This window comes from Undibacterium sp. Di24W, assembly GCF_049340325.1.
Lineage (GTDB): Bacteria > Pseudomonadota > Gammaproteobacteria > Burkholderiales > Burkholderiaceae_D > Undibacterium.
Genome location: NZ_JBMPOP010000007.1, coordinates 266,955 through 287,070, shown reverse-complemented (window position 1 = coordinate 287,070; position 20,116 = coordinate 266,955). Strand labels below are relative to the sequence as shown.

The 20,116-nt window shown below is 46.8% G+C and carries 22 protein-coding genes; 13 read left to right on the top strand and 9 right to left on the bottom strand.

Annotated features, from left to right (window positions below; translation table 11 throughout):
* The first annotated feature begins 5 nt into the window (after positions 1 to 5).
* Positions 6 to 1,424 carry an HD-GYP domain-containing protein gene (locus ACO0KZ_RS16405; RefSeq protein ID WP_422997137.1) on the top strand — a complete coding sequence of 473 codons (1,419 nt, stop codon included), beginning with the start codon at positions 6 to 8 and terminating at the stop codon, positions 1,422 to 1,424.
* 76 nt (positions 1,425 to 1,500) lie between these two features.
* On the opposite strand, the gene ACO0KZ_RS16400 is transcribed toward ACO0KZ_RS16405, so the two are convergent.
* Both ACO0KZ_RS16400 and ACO0KZ_RS16395 read right to left on the bottom strand, forming a co-directional pair.
* Positions 1,501 to 3,405 carry a vWA domain-containing protein gene (locus ACO0KZ_RS16400; protein ID WP_422997135.1) on the bottom strand — a complete coding sequence of 635 codons (1,905 nt, stop codon included), beginning with the start codon at positions 3,403 to 3,405 and terminating at the stop codon, positions 1,501 to 1,503.
* A gap of 47 nt (positions 3,406 to 3,452) precedes the next feature.
* Positions 3,453 to 4,121 (bottom strand): energy transducer TonB, encoded by a 669-nt coding sequence (locus tag ACO0KZ_RS16395; RefSeq protein ID WP_422997133.1) that lies wholly within the window; start codon positions 4,119 to 4,121, stop codon positions 3,453 to 3,455.
* A 341-nt stretch (positions 4,122 to 4,462) separates the two neighbouring features.
* On the opposite strand from ACO0KZ_RS16395, the gene ACO0KZ_RS16390 reads away from it, so the two are divergent.
* Both ACO0KZ_RS16390 and ACO0KZ_RS16385 read left to right on the top strand, forming a co-directional pair.
* Positions 4,463 to 5,161: a response regulator transcription factor gene (locus tag ACO0KZ_RS16390; protein WP_422997131.1), complete on the top strand. Its 699-nt coding sequence runs from the start codon at positions 4,463 to 4,465 to the stop codon at positions 5,159 to 5,161.
* Positions 5,158 to 6,717 (top strand): ATP-binding protein, encoded by a 1,560-nt coding sequence (locus ACO0KZ_RS16385; protein ID WP_422997129.1) that lies wholly within the window; start codon positions 5,158 to 5,160, stop codon positions 6,715 to 6,717. The genes ACO0KZ_RS16390 and ACO0KZ_RS16385 overlap by 4 nt, the downstream gene beginning before the upstream one ends.
* 64 nt (positions 6,718 to 6,781) lie before the next feature.
* On the opposite strand, the gene ACO0KZ_RS16380 is transcribed toward ACO0KZ_RS16385, so the two are convergent.
* Positions 6,782 to 7,207: a YidB family protein gene (locus ACO0KZ_RS16380; protein WP_422997125.1), complete on the bottom strand. Its 426-nt coding sequence runs from the start codon at positions 7,205 to 7,207 to the stop codon at positions 6,782 to 6,784.
* A 146-nt stretch (positions 7,208 to 7,353) separates the two neighbouring features.
* Between ACO0KZ_RS16380 and ACO0KZ_RS16375 the strand changes: the two genes are divergently transcribed.
* Both ACO0KZ_RS16375 and ACO0KZ_RS16370 read left to right on the top strand, forming a co-directional pair.
* On the top strand, positions 7,354 to 7,545 hold the full coding sequence (locus tag ACO0KZ_RS16375) for a hypothetical protein (protein ID WP_422997123.1): 192 nt from the start codon (positions 7,354 to 7,356) through the stop codon (positions 7,543 to 7,545).
* A 117-nt stretch (positions 7,546 to 7,662) separates the two neighbouring features.
* A complete protein-coding gene (locus ACO0KZ_RS16370) occupies positions 7,663 to 8,106 on the top strand; it encodes a GNAT family N-acetyltransferase (protein WP_422997121.1) in 444 nt (147 codons plus the stop codon).
* Positions 8,107 to 8,161: 55 nt separating this feature from the next.
* Here the strand turns inward: ACO0KZ_RS16370 and ACO0KZ_RS16365 are convergent, their stop codons facing one another.
* The gene (locus ACO0KZ_RS16365) at positions 8,162 to 8,899 is read right to left on the bottom strand and encodes a polysaccharide deacetylase family protein (RefSeq protein ID WP_422997119.1); all 738 of its coding nucleotides are present in this window, start codon (positions 8,897 to 8,899) and stop codon (positions 8,162 to 8,164) included.
* A 184-nt stretch (positions 8,900 to 9,083) separates the two neighbouring features.
* Here ACO0KZ_RS16365 and ACO0KZ_RS16360 point away from each other — a divergent pair, with 184 nt between their 5' ends.
* From ACO0KZ_RS16360 to ACO0KZ_RS16340, 5 genes are all read left to right on the top strand, one after another.
* On the top strand, positions 9,084 to 9,473 hold the full coding sequence (locus tag ACO0KZ_RS16360; protein WP_422997117.1) for a GFA family protein: 390 nt from the start codon (positions 9,084 to 9,086) through the stop codon (positions 9,471 to 9,473).
* Between the two features lie 39 nt (positions 9,474 to 9,512).
* The gene (locus ACO0KZ_RS16355; protein WP_422997115.1) at positions 9,513 to 9,947 is read left to right on the top strand and encodes a hypothetical protein; all 435 of its coding nucleotides are present in this window, start codon (positions 9,513 to 9,515) and stop codon (positions 9,945 to 9,947) included.
* Between the two features lie 287 nt (positions 9,948 to 10,234).
* Positions 10,235 to 10,597 carry a zf-TFIIB domain-containing protein gene (locus tag ACO0KZ_RS16350; RefSeq protein WP_422997113.1) on the top strand — a complete coding sequence of 121 codons (363 nt, stop codon included), beginning with the start codon at positions 10,235 to 10,237 and terminating at the stop codon, positions 10,595 to 10,597.
* Between the two features lie 213 nt (positions 10,598 to 10,810).
* Entirely contained in the window at positions 10,811 to 11,071 is a 261-nt protein-coding gene (locus tag ACO0KZ_RS16345; protein WP_422997111.1) for a hypothetical protein, read from the top strand.
* An 82-nt stretch (positions 11,072 to 11,153) separates the two neighbouring features.
* The gene (locus ACO0KZ_RS16340; protein WP_422997109.1) at positions 11,154 to 11,957 is read left to right on the top strand and encodes a transporter; all 804 of its coding nucleotides are present in this window, start codon (positions 11,154 to 11,156) and stop codon (positions 11,955 to 11,957) included.
* A 63-nt stretch (positions 11,958 to 12,020) separates the two neighbouring features.
* Here ACO0KZ_RS16340 and ACO0KZ_RS16335 read toward each other — a convergent pair whose 3' ends face one another.
* From ACO0KZ_RS16335 to ACO0KZ_RS16320, 4 genes are all read right to left on the bottom strand, one after another.
* Positions 12,021 to 13,331: an FAD-dependent oxidoreductase gene (locus tag ACO0KZ_RS16335; protein ID WP_422997107.1), complete on the bottom strand. Its 1,311-nt coding sequence runs from the start codon at positions 13,329 to 13,331 to the stop codon at positions 12,021 to 12,023.
* A complete protein-coding gene (locus ACO0KZ_RS16330) occupies positions 13,328 to 13,600 on the bottom strand; it encodes a (2Fe-2S)-binding protein (protein ID WP_422997242.1) in 273 nt (90 codons plus the stop codon). Before ACO0KZ_RS16330 ends, ACO0KZ_RS16335 begins: the two co-directional genes overlap by 4 nt.
* Before the next feature lie 62 nt (positions 13,601 to 13,662).
* On the bottom strand, positions 13,663 to 14,802 hold the full coding sequence (locus tag ACO0KZ_RS16325; protein ID WP_422997105.1) for an NAD(P)/FAD-dependent oxidoreductase: 1,140 nt from the start codon (positions 14,800 to 14,802) through the stop codon (positions 13,663 to 13,665).
* 12 nt (positions 14,803 to 14,814) lie between these two features.
* Entirely contained in the window at positions 14,815 to 15,756 is a 942-nt protein-coding gene (locus ACO0KZ_RS16320) for a 4-hydroxyproline epimerase (RefSeq protein ID WP_422997240.1), read from the bottom strand.
* A 283-nt stretch (positions 15,757 to 16,039) separates the two neighbouring features.
* On the opposite strand from ACO0KZ_RS16320, the gene ltaE reads away from it, so the two are divergent.
* Positions 16,040 to 17,104 carry a low-specificity L-threonine aldolase gene (ltaE, locus tag ACO0KZ_RS16315; RefSeq protein ID WP_422997103.1) on the top strand — a complete coding sequence of 355 codons (1,065 nt, stop codon included), beginning with the start codon at positions 16,040 to 16,042 and terminating at the stop codon, positions 17,102 to 17,104.
* A gap of 53 nt (positions 17,105 to 17,157) precedes the next feature.
* On the opposite strand, the gene ACO0KZ_RS16310 is transcribed toward ltaE, so the two are convergent.
* Complete coding sequence (locus ACO0KZ_RS16310; RefSeq protein ID WP_422997101.1) at positions 17,158 to 18,258, bottom strand: hypothetical protein; 1,101 nt, start codon at positions 18,256 to 18,258, stop codon at positions 17,158 to 17,160.
* A gap of 412 nt (positions 18,259 to 18,670) precedes the next feature.
* Between ACO0KZ_RS16310 and ACO0KZ_RS16305 the strand changes: the two genes are divergently transcribed.
* Both ACO0KZ_RS16305 and ACO0KZ_RS16300 read left to right on the top strand, forming a co-directional pair.
* Positions 18,671 to 19,297, top strand: a complete 627-nt coding sequence (locus ACO0KZ_RS16305) for a glutathione S-transferase family protein (protein ID WP_422997099.1) — start codon at positions 18,671 to 18,673, stop codon at positions 19,295 to 19,297.
* A gap of 82 nt (positions 19,298 to 19,379) precedes the next feature.
* Positions 19,380 to 20,033 (top strand): LysE family transporter, encoded by a 654-nt coding sequence (locus tag ACO0KZ_RS16300; RefSeq protein WP_422997097.1) that lies wholly within the window; start codon positions 19,380 to 19,382, stop codon positions 20,031 to 20,033.
* The last annotated feature ends 83 nt before the right edge of the window (positions 20,034 to 20,116 follow it).

Genomic DNA, 20,116 nt, shown 5'->3' with positions numbered 1-20,116 from the left:
GTGAAATGTCGATCAACAGTGCAGCCGCGCCCAGTACTTTACTTAGTCAAAATCAAATTTTGGATTTGGCTCCAGAAGCAGAGCGGCTTCCTGGCATTAAATTATCCGAACTGATCAGCGCACTAAGTCACGCCTTGGATATCACCGAAGGTCAGCCAGAAGGCCATTGCATACGCTGCTGTTGGATCGGTATGCACATCGGTCGTGAGATCAATCTTCCAGAAAATCAACTGTGGGATTTGTATTACACCTTGCTACTCAAAGACCTCGGTTGCAGTAGTAATGCCGCGCGTATTTGCGAGCTCTATTTGACTGACGATTTGCAATTTAAGCGTGATTTCAAAACCGTCGGCGATAGTTTGCCTCAGGTTTTACATTTCGTTTTAAAACACACAGGGCTCAAAGCAGGCCTCGCTGAGCGTTTTCGCAGCGTACTAACCATCTTGCGTGATGGCAGCAATATTGCCCATGAATTGATAGCCACTCGTTGTCAGCGTGGTGCAGAAATTGCTCGTCTATTGCGGTTTTCTGAAGATGTTGCATTGGGTATTTATAGCCTTGACGAACATTTCAATGGGCAAGGGAAACCTGAGGGTTTGCGTGGTGCTGCGATTCCTATTTTTGCCCGTATCGCTCTGTTGGCGCAGGTGATCGACGTGTTTCAAATCGCCGATGGCCCAGATGCCGCCTTGACTGAGGTGCGCGAACGATCAGGGGTCTGGTTTGATCCTATCCTGACCGATGCCTTTGAACGTGTCGCGAAAAATCCCGAATTTTGGCATGCACTGAATGCGAAAGACATCGTTAGTAAAGTTTTGAGCCTGGAACCTAGTGCGCATGAAGTGCCGGTCGATGATGATTACTTAGACGATATCGCAGCTGCATTCGGACAGGTAGTGGATTCTAAAAGTCCTTATACCAGCGGTCATAGTGAACGCGTTGCTTTGTACACGGATATGATTGCCGAAGCCCTAGAGTTAAGTCCAGAGCGACGTCGCTGGTTAAAACGTGGTGCTTTGCTGCACGACGTTGGCAAGTTGGGCGTCAGTAACAGCGTGTTAGACAAAGCGGGCAAACTCGATATCTCAGAATGGGATGAAGTAAAGCAGCACGCCAGCTACACGGAAACCATCTTGTCGCGCATTTCGGTATTTTCAGAGTTGGCCAAAGTCGCTGCTTCACATCACGAAAAATTGGATGGCACGGGTTATCCGCGCGGTTTGAAGGGGGAAGAGATTGCCTTAGAAACGCGGATCATCACTACCGCTGATATTTTTGACGCGATCACTGCAGAGCGCCCATATCGCGGCGCCATTCCTATTCCCAAGACTTTAGAAATGATGGCAGAGAACTTGCATACTGCCATCGATATCCGTTGCTTTGAAGCTTTGAAAGTGGCGATTGCTAAGTTGGATCACGTTTAGATCCAATTTATGTATTGAGCAATCCAGTGAACTTCATCGTGAATGCCCACTGGATACAAGTCAAATTTTCGTTACACTATTCGCCGTCGGGAGCAAGCTCAATTGCTTTGTGCTGTGCAGCTTGAGCTGGATGCAAGGCAGAGGACAATTCAACCAATCGCACGAATTCAGCCCTATGTCCGTAACGATCATTGCCACGTGCAGAGTTAGCCAGTGCCAAGATGTCTTTCGGACCAAAATTCTCAATCAGACTGCTGCCGCGCAGCCATTGTGCCCAGGCGGCAACAGCGGTAGCGAAACGAAAATCCTGATCCGCCGCCCGAATATTGGGCAACATCGTTGCTTGTTGTATCGGCGTTTCTATCAACTGGCTTTGTGTGCTACCTGGTTGTTTGTAACGTAGCTTTAACCATGCAAGTTCTTGTTTGTTGACCCCCTTGATTGCCTTATCAGCTTTGTCTGCCTGATAGCGCAAAGGATCTACATTACCTTTACTGCCTTGTGGCACGATTTCATACAAGGCGGTTACCGTGTGACCCGAGCCTATATCACCGGCATCCACTTTATCGTCGTTGAATTGTTCCCGAGTTAGCGCACGCAGTTCATAGCCTATCAAACGATATTCTTTGACCAAGGCAGGATTAAACTCTAGTTGTAATTTCAAATCCTGTGCAATGGGGGCTAGCGTTGAGGTGTATTCATTCACCAGCACTTTATGGGCCTCTTGCAAGCTATCTAAATAGTGATAACTGCCGTCGCCATTATCAGCCAACTTTTTCATCAGCGCCTCATTGTAATTGCTGTCACCCACGCCTAATGTGCTTAAGCTGATGCCCGCTTTGCGCTCGCGTTCTACCAGAGATTTTAAATCTTTATCATTGGTCACTCCGATGTTTAAATCGCCATCTGTCGCTAATAGCACGCGATTGATGCCGCCGCTTATTTTTGCTGCATGGGCTTGCGCATAAGCGAGCTTGATACCCGCTTCACCATTGGTGCCTCCGCCTGCAGATAGCTGGTCGATCGCCAAATTGATTTTGTCTTTTTGATTGCCAGGTGTCGGTGTCAATACGACTTGTGTGCCGTTTGCATAGGTGACCAAGCTGACGCGATCCTGTGCTCTTAACTGTGTCGTTAGTAGTTTTAAAGCGCTCCTGACTAAAGGCAAGCGATCTTGTGGAGACATAGAACCTGATACATCGACTAAGAACACCAGATTCGCTGCCGGCAAGCTTTCTTTCGCAATGTCTTTACCTTTGATCGCAATACGAAGTAATTGACGTTTTGCATTCCACGGCGATGCGGTCAATTGTGTGTTGACGCTGAATGGATGGGCGTCCTCCTTATTTGGCAGCGCATAGTCATAAGAAAAATAATTGACGAGTTCTTCCGCTCTTACTGCATCGGGGTTAGGCAGTTGACCTTGCTGTATAAAACGCCGCACGTTGGCATAACTGCCGGTATCCACATCGGCGCTAAACGTAGAGACGGGATCTTCGGCAACACGCTTCCAACTGTTTTCTTGATAGCTTTGATACTTCGCTGTATCTTGTACCTTACTTTGTGCGCTACTGTGTGCGGTGATCATCGGTGCTTCGCGCATAGCTGGTGCGTAGTTTGCCGCTTTAGCCGGTGCGATCATCATCTCGGCCGGTGGAATAAAGGCGGGCGGTGGTGTGGCTGGTGCTGACTCAGACATAGTTACTGGCGCTGGCATGAACACGCGCTCAGTCGGTCTCGCTACTATTGCAACATCTTGTCTTCCATTTGATTTGTTAAGTTCAGACACAGGCATTTTTTGTTCTACGATAACTGCTTCCAGTGCCAAATTTTGCTTGGCCTTTGCGTCTCTTTTGGCTTGAGCATCGTCACTTGATTCAAGTTGGCTAGAGGCGCTACATGCCATCAGGAGGCTTGATACGCCGAGTATCAAAAGTCGATTGCAGTTTTGGGAGAGCGGGTGTTGTCTATGGTTTTTCATGATAGATCCTTGTCGGTTGAGAGGTTGATGTGTCGTTTCTATAGATATCAATTAAGCGTCCAAACATATTGCAACTTGGCCCAGGATTTTTCTGGTACGCCGTCGATAGAGCCTGGTTTGAATTTGCATAAACTCAAGCCCTGAATCGCCGCTTTATCGAGTGCCCGTGAGCCACTGGATTTTTCTACTTTGCTCTCCAAGACTCGACCATCGGGACCTATCAGCATCGCCAAGTTCACAGTGCCTTCCTCGGCAGTACGAATCGAGCTAGCTGGGTATTCTGGTTTTTCGCAGGCATTGGAATCCACTTGCGCAGCGATATGAACTGGTGCCCTTGCAGTAGGAATTTCGGTTTTTACCGGACCACCCGTTGTTGGCGGTGTGCGCTCGAATTCCTTATGTTCAGGCTTGTCTCCTTCCTTCACTGTAATCGTCGGCCTATCGTCTCTTGCAATGTCGATCAACGGCGGTTGAATGACAGGAATCGTCGGCGTTGTTTTAGGTGGCTCTTTCATTTTTACTGGCTCTTCGATTTTCAGCGGAGGGGCTAAGGGGCTGATATCGATAATCTTGGGCTGACGCAAGTCAATGACGTTGCTCGCTTGCAGGCCTAAACCGAGTGCGATTGCATGCAAAGCAGCGGTAATCAACAAAGAAGACATTTTTCTGCGAGGTGCTTGACCATACTGTGCTTGTCCAAAGTTGTAAGTAGTCATGATGAACTCCTGATAGCGTGAATTTGGGATATAGGTTTACCGCTGTTACTAGTCTCACGATGTGCTTTCGAAGTCCTTTTTTGCTCATCGTTGGAGGTATAATATGCTAGTAACTAGCAAAAATAAAGGTAAAGTTAAGAATTAATTTTGCGTCTTGGTAGTTAATTGCCTTCTATCTTGTGTTTATTTCTTTTGAATCAATGGCTTAGTGATGCGCACAATTTTGCAAATAATTGCTAGCGACTAGTAAATAAACTCAAATAAATTGCTATTTACTAGTAAAATGATTTCCATGGCTAAGTATTTTGGTGTGTGGACTCACATCAGCTCAGGAGAAAGACATGTCAACTCAAGCAAATCAAGCAATTCAAGCAACACCGAGCAATCCTCACGAAAGTGCCAATAAATCGATTCGGGTTTTGTTAGCCGATGATCATCCGATCGTGATGACGGGGTTTGCAATGTCATTAGCGGCGGAAGGTATGGACGTTGTGGGGCAGGCCAAAACGCCGCAAGAAGCGGTGGAACAATATGCCGCCTTGCAACCCGATGTGGTCGTGCTCGATATCCGTTTTGGTGCTGAAATGACGGGCTTAGATGCAGCGAAACATATTTTGGAAAATCAGCCAGAGGCGCAGATTGTGTTTTTGAGTCAGTTCGACCAAGATGCCTTGATTAAAGAGACTTATCGTTTAGGCGCAAAAGCGTTTGTGACGAAAGACTGCGACCCCGCCGATCTGGCAGTTGCGGTGCAAAGAGCCAGTTTGGGTGAGCTGTATTTCATGCCACAGATCGCTGAACGGTTAGCTAATCTTTCGGTGCGTGGTGATGCTTCGCCACAAACTTTGCTTGATGAGCGTAGTTTGGAAATTTTCAAATTGATGGCAGAAGGCTTAACCAATGTAGAGATTGCAGAAAAACTCGATCTCTCACAAAAAACTATCAGCAATATCAGTCAAGCCGTCAAAGAAAAGCTAGGTATACATCGACCGGCTTTGATTACTAAACTTGCGATGAAACATGGCTTGATCGAGCCATGAACTTGAATATCGATAGCGCGCCAGAAAACAAGCGAGCCAAGTTCGGCGAACTGGTTTTACTCAAGAAGCTTCTGCTATGGCGCAATTGGAGTATCCGCACTCGCTTGACCGTGATCGCCGTTTTTCCTGTGGTGTATTTATTCTTCTCGCTGGTTTCTTACTCTTACTACGCCCGTGTGACCGAAGTTGAAGAGGAATTGAATAGTCGCGCTAAAACCATCACCACCGCCTTAGCCGATGGTGTGGAATACAACATCACTGCCGGTAATTTGCAAGGTATCAAACACATGATTTATAGCGTGATCCAATCGGATCGCGGCATCTATCGCATTGATATTTTTGATGCCAATAAAAAAGAACTGAGTCATGTAGAAAACGCAGGGAGAGCCAAGCCAGAAACTAATTTTGTAGAGTTGCCAATCCGGCGTCATATGGTGTGGGTGAACTTGCATACGGAGAGCGCGGATGAATTAGCAAAGCTGGATAACTCAAAAGAGAAAAGCCTGGTTCTAGGCTATGTACGCGTCACTATGACCAAATCCTATTTACTCAGCAAACAGCGTTACCGCTTCGCCATCGAAATGTTGATGTCGGTATTAGCGCTCTCAGTCAGCGCCTGGTTGGCGTGGTATCTGTCGAATAGTCTGACTAAACCTATGCATGGTGCGGTTGAAGCTTTGCGCGATATCAGTGCGGGTCGCACCGAAACGCAAATCAAGATTTCAGATGGTGGCGAAATCGGTGAACTACAAAGCTCCATCAACGAGATGGCGCACAGCCTGCACCAGTCTCAAACCCATTTAGAAAACACCGTGGCCGAACGCACTAAAGAGTTAATCGCGTCGCGCAATGAGGCACTCAAAGCCGACGCCGAGAAACGTCGCCTGATTCATAAAGTCAATGCCATCGTCGAAAACGAACGCCAAAGTATCGCCATAGAGATTCATGATGAACTCAATGCCTCATTGATTGCGGTGCGTTTAGAGTCAGAACGCATAGCTAAAATCGCCGCCAAGGCAGAGAACGATGAACGCTTTGCGCCGGTGTTTCAGGAGATACAAGGCAGAGCAAAAGCAGTCGTGAAACTGGCTCTGGATTTATATGCAAATGGTAGAAATCTGGTACGTCGTTTGCGTCCTGAAGTGTTAGATATGCTGGGTTTGGAAGGGGCGATTGAAGAGATGTTGCGACTTTACAATGCAGCGCATGAAGAATGCCATTTTGATTTTTCTTCGGAAGGTGACTTCGCGCAACTGGACCCGGATTTGGCCATTTCGGCTTACCGCATCGTGCAGGAAGCCTGCTCCAATGTACTTAAACACGCTCAAGCAAAACAAGTGGAAATTACCTTGCAAATGCATTCTGATAGACCGGTACTAAGAATCAGCGTGGCCGATGATGGTAAAGGATTTGACACCGGGCAAGTCGCCGATGGTGTCGGTCTTAGCGGCATGCGCGAACGCGTACTGGCTTGGGGTGGTGAATTTAATTTACGTAGTCAGGTCGGTGCGGGGACGACTATTGTGATTGAGTTGCCTGTCGAATTATTGATCTAGAAAATCGAAGGGTGCGTTGTGCGCACCCTCGTTGATCATATCAATATAGAAGTATCGTCGTATTTCAACGCGCGCCAAACAAGGAAGAAAACTGCTGCAACATCGCTGTCGGATTAATGTTGTCGGCATCGGCGACTTGTCCATTTGGCGTCAACTGATCAATCAGACCTGGCAAAATTGCGGCCAAACCGCCAGCAGTGTCTGAATGTGACATCCCACTTGCTTCGGCTAATTGATTTAAATGACCACCACCTAAAGCTTGCTGAATTTGATCTGCTGAAATCGGTAAATTTTGCCCAGTACCTACCCAGCTAGCGATCACCTCACCCAAACCTGCATTTTGAAATGCACCGATTAAACCCTGCAAGCCACCACCATTTTGTGTTTGGCTTAACAGGCTCAAAGCCGCTTGGACTAAATTACCCTGAGAGCCTCCCGACCCTTGTTGTGCATCGCCTAGCATACCCAAAGCGGCATCTAATAAACCCATGATGTTTCCTTTCTTGGTAAAGTGAAATGCTATGGTAAATCAAAAACCGCTTATCAATTGTGAACGATGTTTGCGGCATTCTAGTTTTTCAGTAAATTGTGTTTATGTTTTACAATCGGAGATCAGCTAAAGGCTAGGGAGGGAATATGACAATCGAAAAACAAAATCAACTTAAAGACGGCGATCGCTGTTCGGTCATCGGTGGAACACATAAAGGAAAGTCGGGCATCGTGCGTGATATTAACATCAGTAAGACGGGTCATCAGACCATCACCGTAGTGCAAGACAACGGTGAACGTTTCAAAACACTAGCTAAGAATGTCATGGTAAATGCGTAAAGTAATAGCCAATTGTGCCCGGTGGATTGGATCCGATCTTGTGCGAGCAATGTAAGTCATCATCAGACATGAAATTTATTGACGACAAATATAAATAGACCATAAAGAACTGCCATCATGAACAACTTGAAGTATAGACTAGCCACTTCCGCAGATATTCCCGCGATGTCCAAGATTCGTCTATCTGTACGTGAAAATGTATTGTCTAATCCCGCATTGGTCACCCAGCAAATGTATGAGGATTATCTTGACTCCTTAGGGCGCGGCTGGGTGTGTGAACTTGAGGGACAAATTATTGGATTCTCGTACGCAGCGATTGTGGATCATTCGATTTGGGCGCTGTTTGTCGACCCAGACCACGAAGGCCTAGGTGCCGGGCAACAGTTGCTCCATTTGGCTACGCAATGGCTGTTCGAGAAAGGTGCAACGAAGATTAAACTAGGTACCAGCCCAGACTCAAGAGCAGAACGGTTCTATCTTGCGCAAGGGTGGGCGCGAGGAGAGATGAAGAATGAGCGTGAGGTGTGTTTTACATTGGAGCGAGTCGCTAGCAAAATATGAAAACATATTAAAAATGAGTCTCACCGAGGCTATACATAAGTAAATAGCGAGATCCTCAAGATGCTTTTTCCCATTGCAAGTGAACCACTTTGTAGCCCTTCACTTTCAATAGGGCTAGTAGGGCAGGCACGGCCTTTGCGGTAATCGCATTAGCGTCGTGCATGAGGATAATCCCGCCGCCGGATTTATCCAGATTTTGCGATAAGCGCTTAAGCAAAATCTCAGTCGTATCATCAGGTAACCAGTCGTCGATCGTCAAATCTATTGACGCTACTGTCATTTTTTTAGCTTTGAGGGTATCTAGTAAAGGCGGGGTTTCTTCCAAAAAAGGAAAGCGATAAGCGGGCGCACTCGTGCCAAAGGTATCTTGATAAATCTTTTGTGCTTTCTTCAAATCGGCAAGTTGCTCATCGACGCTAAGCTTTGCTAAGCGTTGGTGACTATAGCTGTGCAAACCAAGCGTATGACCTGCAGCGACTACCCGTTTCGCCAACTCAGGATGACGCTCTATTTGTTGTCCTATCATGAAAAAACTCGCCTTACTACATTGATCGGCAAGTGCTTTGAGTACTAGCGGCGTATTTTCTGGCGACGGTCCATCATCAAAAGTCAGCACAACTTCATTTTTATTTAATGGCAGCGCCTTGTGTTGCTTCGTCCCATATAAAGCCGCTTCGCGTTTTAGGGTGATGGTGCGCGAAGTACCGAGAACCTGCTTATCGCAAGTCGCGGCCTGTACTTCATTGGATATCCATAGTAAGAGACAGCATGATAATGTCAGTCTTATATTCATAGGTTTGCTTGAATTGTCTTTAGGAGTCGTGTTGCACACTTCGGGCCATCATATGGCAGCATGATTAGCTAAGCAAGAATTTTGCATTGCACCGCCTCCAATTGATTAAAATGCTTGCTGTTTAATTGTCGTTAGTCGGTGATTATCTTTTTTTAATGCTGAAACGCAAGTGGAAGGAAAGTTCATGATTAAAGGATCTTGTCTTTGTGGTGCCGTTCACTGGACTTTTGCGGGAGAACCAGATGGTGCTACCGCCTGCAACTGCACTGCCTGTCGTCGCTATGGTGTGCTGTGGGCTTATGATTACGAAAATGAAGGCATAAGCGTTAGCGGCGAAACGCGAGCCCATGTGCGTGGAAGAGCGCTGGAATTTCATTTTTGCCCGAAGTGCGGCTGTGTAGCATTCTGGCGTAGTTTGCAACGGGATGAACAGGGTCGCCGCCGTATTGCAGTTAATCTACGATTGGCGGAACCAGCAGCGGTGGCGCAGATTGCTATTGATCATTTTGATGGGCTGGACACATTCGACGACTTGCCTCGTGATGGAAAGTGCGTTGCTGATTATTGGTTTTGATTTGCACTACACAGCGATTTCGTTCGCTGAACAAGCTACATGAAAAAAATTCAGAAAAATTGGATCATCTTGGCAGGTTTCATCGCATTGATAGGTGTTGCTATCCACATTGCAGCGATCTTTGGCGGCTCAAGCTGGTATGCGTATTTTGGCGCACCACCTGGTGTCGTGGAATCCGCTCGTAACGGCACCTGGCTTGCACCGGTAGGTGCCCTAGTCATTGCAGGCTTAATGGCGATTTGCGCAGCTTATGCTTTTTCTGCGCTCGGCATCATACGTCGTTTGCCATTATTACGGACGTGCCTGGCGGGCATGGCAACTATCTGCCTGCTTCGTGCATTGGTGTTGTGGCCCTTGATGATTAATCATCCAGAATTACGCAATACTTTCGAGATTGTTGCTGCTATCGTGTGGGGATTGGCTGGCATTGGGTTTGTGTTTGGATTGCGTTGGGTGCAGCTGAATAAACCGTGAGCGATTTCAGAACAGCTCGCACCGTTAAATCATAGAACACCTAAATTCATTTTGTTTTGGATTGCCAATCCTATCCTCGAATTTCATAGCAATGGAATATCCGTACGGTAAATTTCAAAAATTTTTACCGCGTAAGTGATCATTATTCTTCTCTTAAACCGCATAGAATGCTGCCGGCATGTGCATGTGTTTACAAAAGGTAAAAGTGCTATCAGGTGCTTCTTCTTGCGTGTAAGTCGCCTGCCGTTGCAAGTGAGATTAATCCATTTATTCAAGAGAGAATAATCATGAAATGTCCAGTATGTGAAAATGCTAATTTAATGATGTCGGAGCGTCAGGGAATAGAGATTGATTATTGCCCGCAATGCCGAGGTGTTTGGTTGGATTGCGGTGAGTTAGATAAAATTATTGAACGTTCTTTAGTAGTGCCAACTGCGGCTCAAGTTGAGCCGAAAATTTCTGCGCAAGCTCAGTCACCATCTTATCCTCAACAACCACCGCAGCCTTATCCGCAACAACAAACTTATCCACAGCAAGCGTATCCACAACAACAGCGACACCCAAACAGTTATGGCCATCAGCAGCAGCCACATGGCTATCACAAAAAGAAAAAAGAAGGCTTCTTATCTGAGTTGTTCGACTTTGATTAAACATTTCAATGTGATGCCATTTGCTTTATGATTAATTGTATGAGGGATTTAACTTACATTTGGTGGCAGCATATTGTTACGCTGCCCATTTAATGAAAAAGGACTTGAATGGCTTTAAGGCACTTTAGGTGGTACAAACTCACGACGCTTTTTGTTGGTGCCTTTTTAGTTTCGATGTTGTCTGCTTGTTCGACCGCTGCAGTAGAAGCAAGAATGACGTATTGGAGAGCAGAAACGGCAGCACGACTACCGCTTGGGGCAACTAAGGCTCAGGCTGAAGAATTTTTTACTTCACGGGGCGCCGAACTTAAATGCTGTGTTACGGCTCCACCTGGACCGAAATACCACTTCATCATTGAACGCAGAGTGGGAAGCGGTTTCATGATGGAATATGACGTAGCCGTGCTTGTCGAAATTTCAGGTACTGATAAAGTGAGCTCAGTTTCAGTTCAACGCTGGGGTGTAGGTATGTAACATCTACTCCGGTATGTGTTAAGTTTCAAGAATTTTCATTTCGATACTTATTAATACCCATCGTAAAGCGTGAGAAACCAAGATGCTAATAACTAAAAATTCCATTCCAAGTCGATTCCAGTTTGCTTTTGGCTTGGCTAGTATCCTAGTCAGCACGCTGGCTAGCACTGTCGTATACGCACAAGAGAATACCGATGCCATTTCTCCCTATCGGCCTTCAGTTTCTAGTCCTGCATTATTGCCTTTAGCGGGTCAATTGGAATTTGAGTTAGGCTTGCTGCGCGTGAAACAAGACGAGTTGCGTCGAGATAGCTTGCCGTATTTATTTAAGCTGGCATTTAGTAAAGAGTGGGGCGTGTTAGTCGGTGGTGAAGCGCAGGTGGTAAATCGGATAGATCGTGCCCCCACGCAACGTGGTTTTGGTGACTTTAATTTGGTATTGAAACGCGCCTTTTTGAATGCAGATGGCAGCGCCTTCGGTATCGAGTTAGGCAGTAAAATCGCCACTGCTAAAGAGGGTATCGGTAGCGGGAAAAATGATTTTGTTCTCAATGGAATTTACAGCCGCGATCTGGATGCGGTACATATGGACTTGAATGTCAATTTGACGCATCTGGGCTCTGTTGAGGCAGGTAGTTCCTCATTGCAAAAAGCCTGGTCAGCTTCTTTTTCCACACCGATCAATGATAAATGGGGGATCACCGGAGAAGTGAGCGGTACGCTACGCAGTGGCAGTGCTAGTACCGCACAGACTTTGCTGGCGTTGACTTATAGTCCGCACAATCGCTTGACTATCGATTTTGGTGTGGTGAAAGGCTTGAATAAAGGTGCACCTGATTACACTCTATTTAGTGGCTTTGTAATTCCGGTTGCTAAGTTGTTTTGAGTAAAAAAATCGATTCATTGGTCGCGTCGAAAAAGTAAGAATCACTTTCTTTGAGTTTTTCCATTAAGACTTAATTAAGTCCTGCAAACTAGAAATCTTCGCAGGACTCAATGGCAGTCGCCCGGCATCCTTTTTCCAAGAAAATAAAACCCGATTTGCTGCGCCGCAGATGCGTCCCTGGCAGGCGCCCATGCCGCAACGTGTATGCAGCTTGGCATCGCGCCAGTCGGTATGTTTTCTTAATTCTTGATAGCTGACATCTTCGCATCGACATACGATGGTGTCATTAACACAGAGCTGCTTAAGCTCGGGGCGCAAGGCAAAACTACGATGTAGGCGTGCAGCAAAAGCTTGCCACTTCTTGCGATCATTGAAGTATTTTTGTGCTTTGGCATTTTGCCCGCTCGCGGCATATCCTGCGATGCGACCTTCCGCCAGTGCCAGGTCAACACCGCCGATACCTGTGCCTTCGCCAGCGCAGTAGATGTTTTCTTGGGTACTGGTTTGCCACTCGTTGACTACTACTTTTTCGTAGTTTTCTAAATCTTCGAGTTTACAATCCAATGCCGCCGCCAGATCGATATTAGGAATCAGTCCATAGCCGCAGGCGAGTAGATCGCATGGGATTTCTTGGATTTCACCGAGTATCGATACCGTCGCACTGCCAACTTGTTCCTGTGCATGCGTAGTTAGATCAGCTTGAACCCGGGCTTGTGCACTCACTACATAACTATCAGCGTGATAGATCACTTGTTTTAAACTACGTCCTAGCTTTAGTGCCTGAGAGATTTTGCTTGGTGTGGCTAATAGACCTAAGGCGAACCTACTAAGCTGGCCAAATTTTGCCTGCTCCAAGATATGCGTTACTTCAGCACCACGCTCTATCAGGCTGGCGGCCACTGCTAACAGCAATGGGCCAGTTCCCGCGACGATAACGCGTTTGCCTGCTACCGGATATCCAGCTTTGGATAGGGCTTGCAGACCACCAGCACCGGTGACACCGGGTAGCGTCCAACCGGGGAAGGGTAATAAGAGCTCACGTGCGCCGGTACATAAAATGATTTTTTTTGCGATGAAAACTTGCGCCTCTAGTCTGCTTTGAGTCTCAACAATGATTTCAATTTCATCGTTTTTATGAGAGGCATGAATTACTTTAGATTGAAAATGAAAACGCACATGATGGCAATTGTTCAGCATATTCCACAAGGCGAGTGCTCTAGGGTCGCTTTGTGTGTGTGCTCCGCCACGCCAGATTTGTCCACCAGACATAAAGTTATCGTCAATGATATCGATTTGCAGACCCGATCCTGCGGCAGCGGCAGCGGCAGCCAGACCCGCTGGGCCAGCGCCAATGATGAGGATATCCGTGTTCATACTAATGCTCCGGTCAAGACCTGCATGTCTTTGGTGACTAGCGTTTGACAAGCTAACTGGTGACGCTGGCCATTGATCGTTACACGACACTCCTGACAAACACCCATTCCACATACTGGCGCGCGCGCTATACCTGTGACTGATAGCCGTGTGTGAAACACCTCGCACACAGCTAGCGCTGCCGCAACGCTGATGCCTGGCTCTACCTCATATACTTGACCGTTGATCGTGATGCTAAGCGTTGAGCAGATAGGTAGTTCTGGGTTCATGTCTGAGCTTGAGTCGGTATGTTCGGGTGATTTCATTGTGGCTTCGTTTTTTTAATTGTCGATTAGTGTTGCTGTAAATCCCTTGAAGGCCAGTAGGGGGCAATCGCAATTTTGCTGGTTTGTTGGCAGATTTGGTCTTTTAAAATTTCAGCGGTTGCCAGTGAAGTTGTAATGCCCAAGCCTTCGTGTCCGGTCGCCATCCATACGTTCTTGAGGCTAGGATGTGGCCCAATATAAGGCAAACCATCAGGCGTTGCTGCACGAAAGCCTGTCCAGGCGCGTATTGCTTTCAAATTTGCCAGTGCTGGTACATAGCTAATTGCCTGCGCTAACATTTTGCTGAGAATGTCGGAATCGATTTCTTTGTGAGTGACATCAAATTGACGCGACGAACCTATAAATACTTGTCCAGTTGGGCGTGGTTGCAAATTGAAGGCGACCGAGTCTCCGTCTGAAGCATGAGCGCTTTTGATATAGCCTAATTCTACCAACTGATGTCGAATAAAATTGGGGTAGCGATCGGTAATCAAGAGATGCCCTTTTTTGTAGCGCAAGGGCAGGTCCTCAATCAATTGTCTTGAAGCGATGCCATTTGCCACGACTACATGCTTGGCAAATATTTGGCTACCATCGGATAAAGCGACACCACCATCTATCAGTTTGCTGACGCTGCCACGATGGTGTACCGCCTTACCCGGTTTGGCTGCCAATGCGATATCGAGTAAAATTTTTGCACTCTTGGGTGGATAGACCAAAGCATCTTGTTTGACCAACAAACCGCCTGCTAATCCGGGGCGTAATTCTGGTTCGTGTTGATACAATTGTTTAGCGCTTAATAATTCCGAAGCGATACCATGGGCTTGCAGAATATTTAGTTTAGCTTGTGCAGCTGCCATTTCCTCTTCGTCGGCTGCGACCCAGATCGTGCCACATTGACTGTATTCATGTTTGTTTGATAGGCGCACATCATCGCTTACCAGTTCGCGCCACAATTTTAAGGAGTAGCTACTTAGTGCCAGTTCCGCGGGATTGTCATCCATCACGACCAAATGACCCATACCCGCTGCCGTCGCACCGCCACCTATGCTGCCGGGTTCAATTAAGCAAAGTTTGAGACCAGCTTTGGCGAGCGCGGCAGCGCAGGCGCAGCCTATGATGCCGCCGCCGATAATGATGACGTCGTAGGATTCCTGTTTAGTCATTGTCAGGCGTCCTTAGCGTATGCCATAGACGAAAGGGTCGCGCTCATCGAGTATCAAAGTAGCTTCTGCATTGACGAATGCGGTTCCGCGTAAAGTTGGGTGAATTTTTCCAGTTTCTTGGCTATGTTGGAAGCTGCCTTCGAACACGCTGCCTATGATACTTTCCTGACGCCAGATCTCACCTTCTTTGAGCTTACCGTCAGCCGCGAGGCAAGCCAGTTTTGCGCTGGTGCCTGTACCGCAAGGTGAGCGGTCATAGGCCTTGCCTGGGCATAGCACAAAATTTTGACTGTCATTTTCAGGTGCAGACGGTGATGCGAATAATTCTATGTGATCGATTTCTCCGCCATTGTCGCCAGTAATCCCGGCTGCACTGAGTGCTTCACGTACACGCCAGGCAAAACTCGTTAGCGCTTCTACGTTTGCCAGACGCATGTCTTGTCCATGCTCTGCGACGAGGAAGAACCAATTGCCGCCCCAGGCCACATCGCCTGTGACTGGGCCGTGTCCTTCGACCTCAACGGTGACTGAGTGCTTGGCGCGATACGCTGGCACATTATGTACCGTGACACTGTGGTCTTCATGCAACTCGACAGCCACTGCACCTACTGGCGTATCAATCTTGTGAACGCCGACATCCAATACGCCCTGATACGCCAGTGTGGCGACCAGACCCATAGTGCCATGCCCACACATGCCGAGATAGCCCACATTATTAAAAAAAATGACGCCCACTGAGCACGAGGGATCGTGAGGCTGGCAAAGCAGGGCACCGACCAAGACATCAGATCCGCGCGGCTCGCACACGACGGCACTGCGCACATGGTCAAATTTTTCTTTAAAGAGACTGACACGTTCCGACAAAGGGCCATTGCCCAGATCGGGGCCGCCGTCAACGATTAAACGGGTTGGCTCACCACCGGTATGGGAGTCAATAATATGAATTTTCTTGATGGACGTGCTCATGTTGGACTCTCCGTAGATGCTGGTAGTGGTAGAGGTTAATTATTGAAATCAGTGTAGCGAACTGGGTTTGCGCCGTCTTGTTTATTTATAGTTTATCGGATGCCGAAATCAGCATAGTCATGTCTTCTTTCTGAATGCTTAATAAAATGAGTAATTGACTATGCTCTTTTGTATGTTCCATTGTGTTTGATTTCATTCGTCAATTGAGGAACTAAATTTCTGTAAAATGTTCTTAACTTCTCCGTTATTAATCCTAACCAGGCAACACATTATGATAGATTTTAGAAGCGATACGGTAACCCGTCCCACTGTAGCAATGCGTATGGCGATGGCAAATGCCGAAGTCGGGGATGATGTATATGGTGATGACCCTAGTGTGAATGCACTGGAAGAAAAGATGGCTCAACTCACCGGAAAGGAATCAGCCTTGTTGGTGCCGAGTGGTACACAGAGTAATTTAATTGCTTTGCTAACCCATTGCGGACGTGGTGACGAATACATTGTTGGACAAAATTATCATACCTATTTGTATGAGTCCGGTGGCGCTGCCAGTCTTGGTAGTATCGTGCCGCAACCGGTCGCTGTGGAAGCAGATGGTAGCTTGGATTTGGATAAAATTAGCGCGGTGATCAAACCTAAGGACGTGCATTATGCGCATTCTAGGTTACTGAGTTTAGAAAATACCCATCTGGGTAAAGTGTTGAGTAATAGTTATTTGCAGTCGGCGATCGCGTTGGCACAGTCGCATCAGATGGCGACCCATCTAGACGGTGCACGGATATTCAATGTGGCGGTGGCGCAGCAGATGCCTGTGAGTGACATCACCGCACCATTTGATACGGTGTCGGTGTGTTGTTCGAAAGGTTTGGGGGCACCTATCGGCAGTCTCTTATGTGGACCCCGTGATTTCATTTTAGCGGCACGTCGTTGGCGCAAAATGGTGGGTGGCGGTATGCGTCAGGCTGGCATGATTGCGGCAGGGATAGATTACGCATTGGGTCATCACGTGGCACGTTTAGCGCAAGATCATGCCTTGGCTTTGAAACTGCAACATGAGTTGCGCCAGATCGTTGAGTTAAAAGTGGAAGAGGCTCACACCAATATGCTCTATATAGAATTTGCGTCGCAAGAAATCGGTTTGCGAGCAGGAAGCTATTTACAAGAGCGTGGCATTTTGATTTCGGCAGGGAAGCGTGTGCGTCTGGTGACTCATCTGGATATCAGTAGCGATGCTGCGGAAAATTTTGTGCATGCTTTGAAACAGTTTTTTCATTCTAAAGACGAGCATGCAGGGTCTGATCTGGCCCTCAATATGGCTTCATCAAACCCTTATTGAAACACTGGAAGTAGCACTTTTGCAGACCGAATCGCTTGTTAATTCAACTCAAGCTATACGACTAAATCTACCTGTTGCATGGTCTTCGCGTGACCATCTTCCGTTAGCCATAAGCCCGACGAGCGTATCTGTCCATCGCTCTGATTTTGGGTATTCTTAAGTTCGAATGGCGTGCTGACATTATCCAAATAAAGCGCGCCGACATTGGCTTGCTTTAAACTTTGTAGTTGATCTTTGCCGCTGCCGTCCTTAGTCCACACTTGAAGTTTTTTGTAGATCGCATCGTTTTCATCTATCCAATGGTTACCGTCACTGTCATAGGCAGCCAGCTCGGCAAAACCATTGCCTGTGCCGGGACCAAATAGTTCTGTGCCATCATTAATTTTGCCATCGCCATTTTTATCGAATGCTAAGAAACCTGAGCCTTGTACAAAGGAAATGTTTTCTTTTTTGCCGTCCGCATTCAGGTCGAAAGCAAATTTTTGTGAGCTGAGTTGGGCACTGTTGCCAGAAAAATTAAGTACCAGCGGATCGACTTTTTTTGCATCACCGAGACGTATCTGTTCGCTGCTTTCTTCATGATAACTGCGTTGTAAATTGAAACTGAGATTGAATTCAATTTTCTTATTATCTGCCGTGATGATAGTACCGCTGGCTTGAAAACTACTCTGTTCGGTTTCGGTATAGGAACTACGCCTCTCAATTTCGACTCCCCATCCAGCGCGTTTCGCCACCGGTGCAGTTGGTGTCGCTTGATTTGCGTTGCTATTCGCAGCAGAGGGAGGGCATGCGCTATCTTCGCATGGTTTCATGTCGGCAGGATTTAAGGTCGTAATTTTCCGACCTGTCAGTAATTCGACTATATATTTAATGAGTGCATAGCGTGGATCTTTGGCAATCTCATCATCGATATTCTCAATTGCCTGTGCTTCTTGGGTTTGGGCTGAAATCGCAGCATCGGAGAGCTGTACCTGATCGACTTGTGTGAGTTGAGAAGCTTGAGGCGTGGAGCGACTTTCTAATCTATTGTTACGACGTCCTTCAAAATCGGGACGCTGTTCACCTATCCAGGCACGCATTGTCTCTTGCGTCTCAAGTCGTTTGCTGGCGTTGTAATTGCCTTGAAGTTGAATATCAGAAGTAGCGATTTTCATGGCGGTATCCCGTTATGCGGTTTGATCTAGAAGTACAGGCCATTCTTGACTCGTCTCGGTATGCGCAGCAAACAGATGTGCGGTAGCATCGCCATCACTTTAGGGAATGGCCATCAGCTTTTTACGTAAGCTTTCACGTAATTTTTTCACCTAATGAGGTAACGGAGCTTTCTTAAAAAGCTTGATTTGTTTGTTTAGATAGATTCATCGTAAAAAGCGTCATCGACTGCTGATTATTGATCTGTAGCCCAGATTAATAATCAGTAGTTACTAAGAAACTTCTATCTAAATTGAATCGTAGTAGCGTTGTCGCATCCGAAAACATGGCAGCGAAGAAAACTATGTCCTTCCTAGTTTTGGTATCATGCGGCAATAAACTTAATGATATTCTTACTGAAACCGAAAGCTGCTAATGTTAAAAATCTTAGGTAAAGCCAGCTCTATCAATGTGCGTAAAGTGCTTTGGACATGCGCTGAAATTGACTTGCCATTTGAGTTGAGTGAATACGGCTCAGGTGCACCACATGCTGTTGATACGCCAGAATTCCTGGCCATGAATCCAAATGGCATGGTGCCCGTCATTCAGGATGAAGGTGTGACTTTATGGGAATCTAATACGATTTGCCGTTATTTGGCTACCCGTCATCAATGTGTTGATCTGCTACCGCAAGACCCAATGCCACGCGCTCAAGTCGAAAAATGGATGGATTGGCAGGCAACGGAGTTAAACAATGCTTGGCGTTACGCCTTTATGGCAACGGTCAGACACAGCGCTAACCATAAAGATCCTGATGCAATTGCACATAGTGTCAGAGAGTGGAATCGTCATATGGCCATGCTAGATCAGCAATTGCAACATACCCAGGCTTTTGTAAATGGCGAACAGTTTTCCTTAGCCGATATCGTTTTGGGCTTGTCGCTAAATCGTTGGCGCTCGGCACCAATCGCGCATGCGCATTTACCGGCCTTGGAGACTTATTTTGAACGACTATCACTGCGTCCAGGATTCTTAAAATATGGCGCGAATGGTATAGCTTAGTCTTAGCCGACGCATACCTTACAGCTGCAGACGAATCGCTTTCACGGGATAATTGGCTTTTTTACCTTTAAAAATAAATACAATGAGCTTTGCTACTTGGTTTTCTTTTTTCTGTGCCGCGTGTTTGATCGCTATATCACCGGGTTCTGGTGCGATTTTGTCGATGTCGCATGGACTCAATTATGGTGTCAAACGTGCGAGTGTCACCATATTGGGCTTGCAGTTTGGACTGTTATTGGTGTTGATCGTCGCCGGTGCAGGCGTTGGCTCTTTATTACTGGCATCTGAAACTGCATTTGGCGTTGTGAAAATTTTAGGTGCTTTGTATTTGATGTATTTGGGCGTTACACAGTTTTTTAGCCAGCCCCAAGCGAGTGTTGTGGTGCAGGACGCAAATGCCGGCGCCCACATTCCCAGTTTTCGCCGTCGCGTGCTGACGGGATTTTTGACCAATGCCAGTAATCCCAAAGGGATCGTGTTTATGGTGGCGGTTTTGCCTAACTTTATTAATAGTCAAGCTGCTTTGTTACCACAATTGACCATCTTGGCCATCACGATGGTCGTGATCGACAGCACCGTCATGCATAGTTATGCCTTGCTTGCGTCTTCTTTGCAAAACTTGATGCGGGATGTGAAAGCACAGCGCATACAAAATCGACTATTTGGAGCCGTCTTGATGCTGGTAGGGGCGAGTTTGTTTTTTGTTAAGCGAGATGCCAGCGCGATATCTGCTTGATTTAGCCAGATCATACGGACATACCTATTTTGAATTCTTCTGTCGTACTATTTCCACTACTGCCGATAGTTGCAACATTGCAC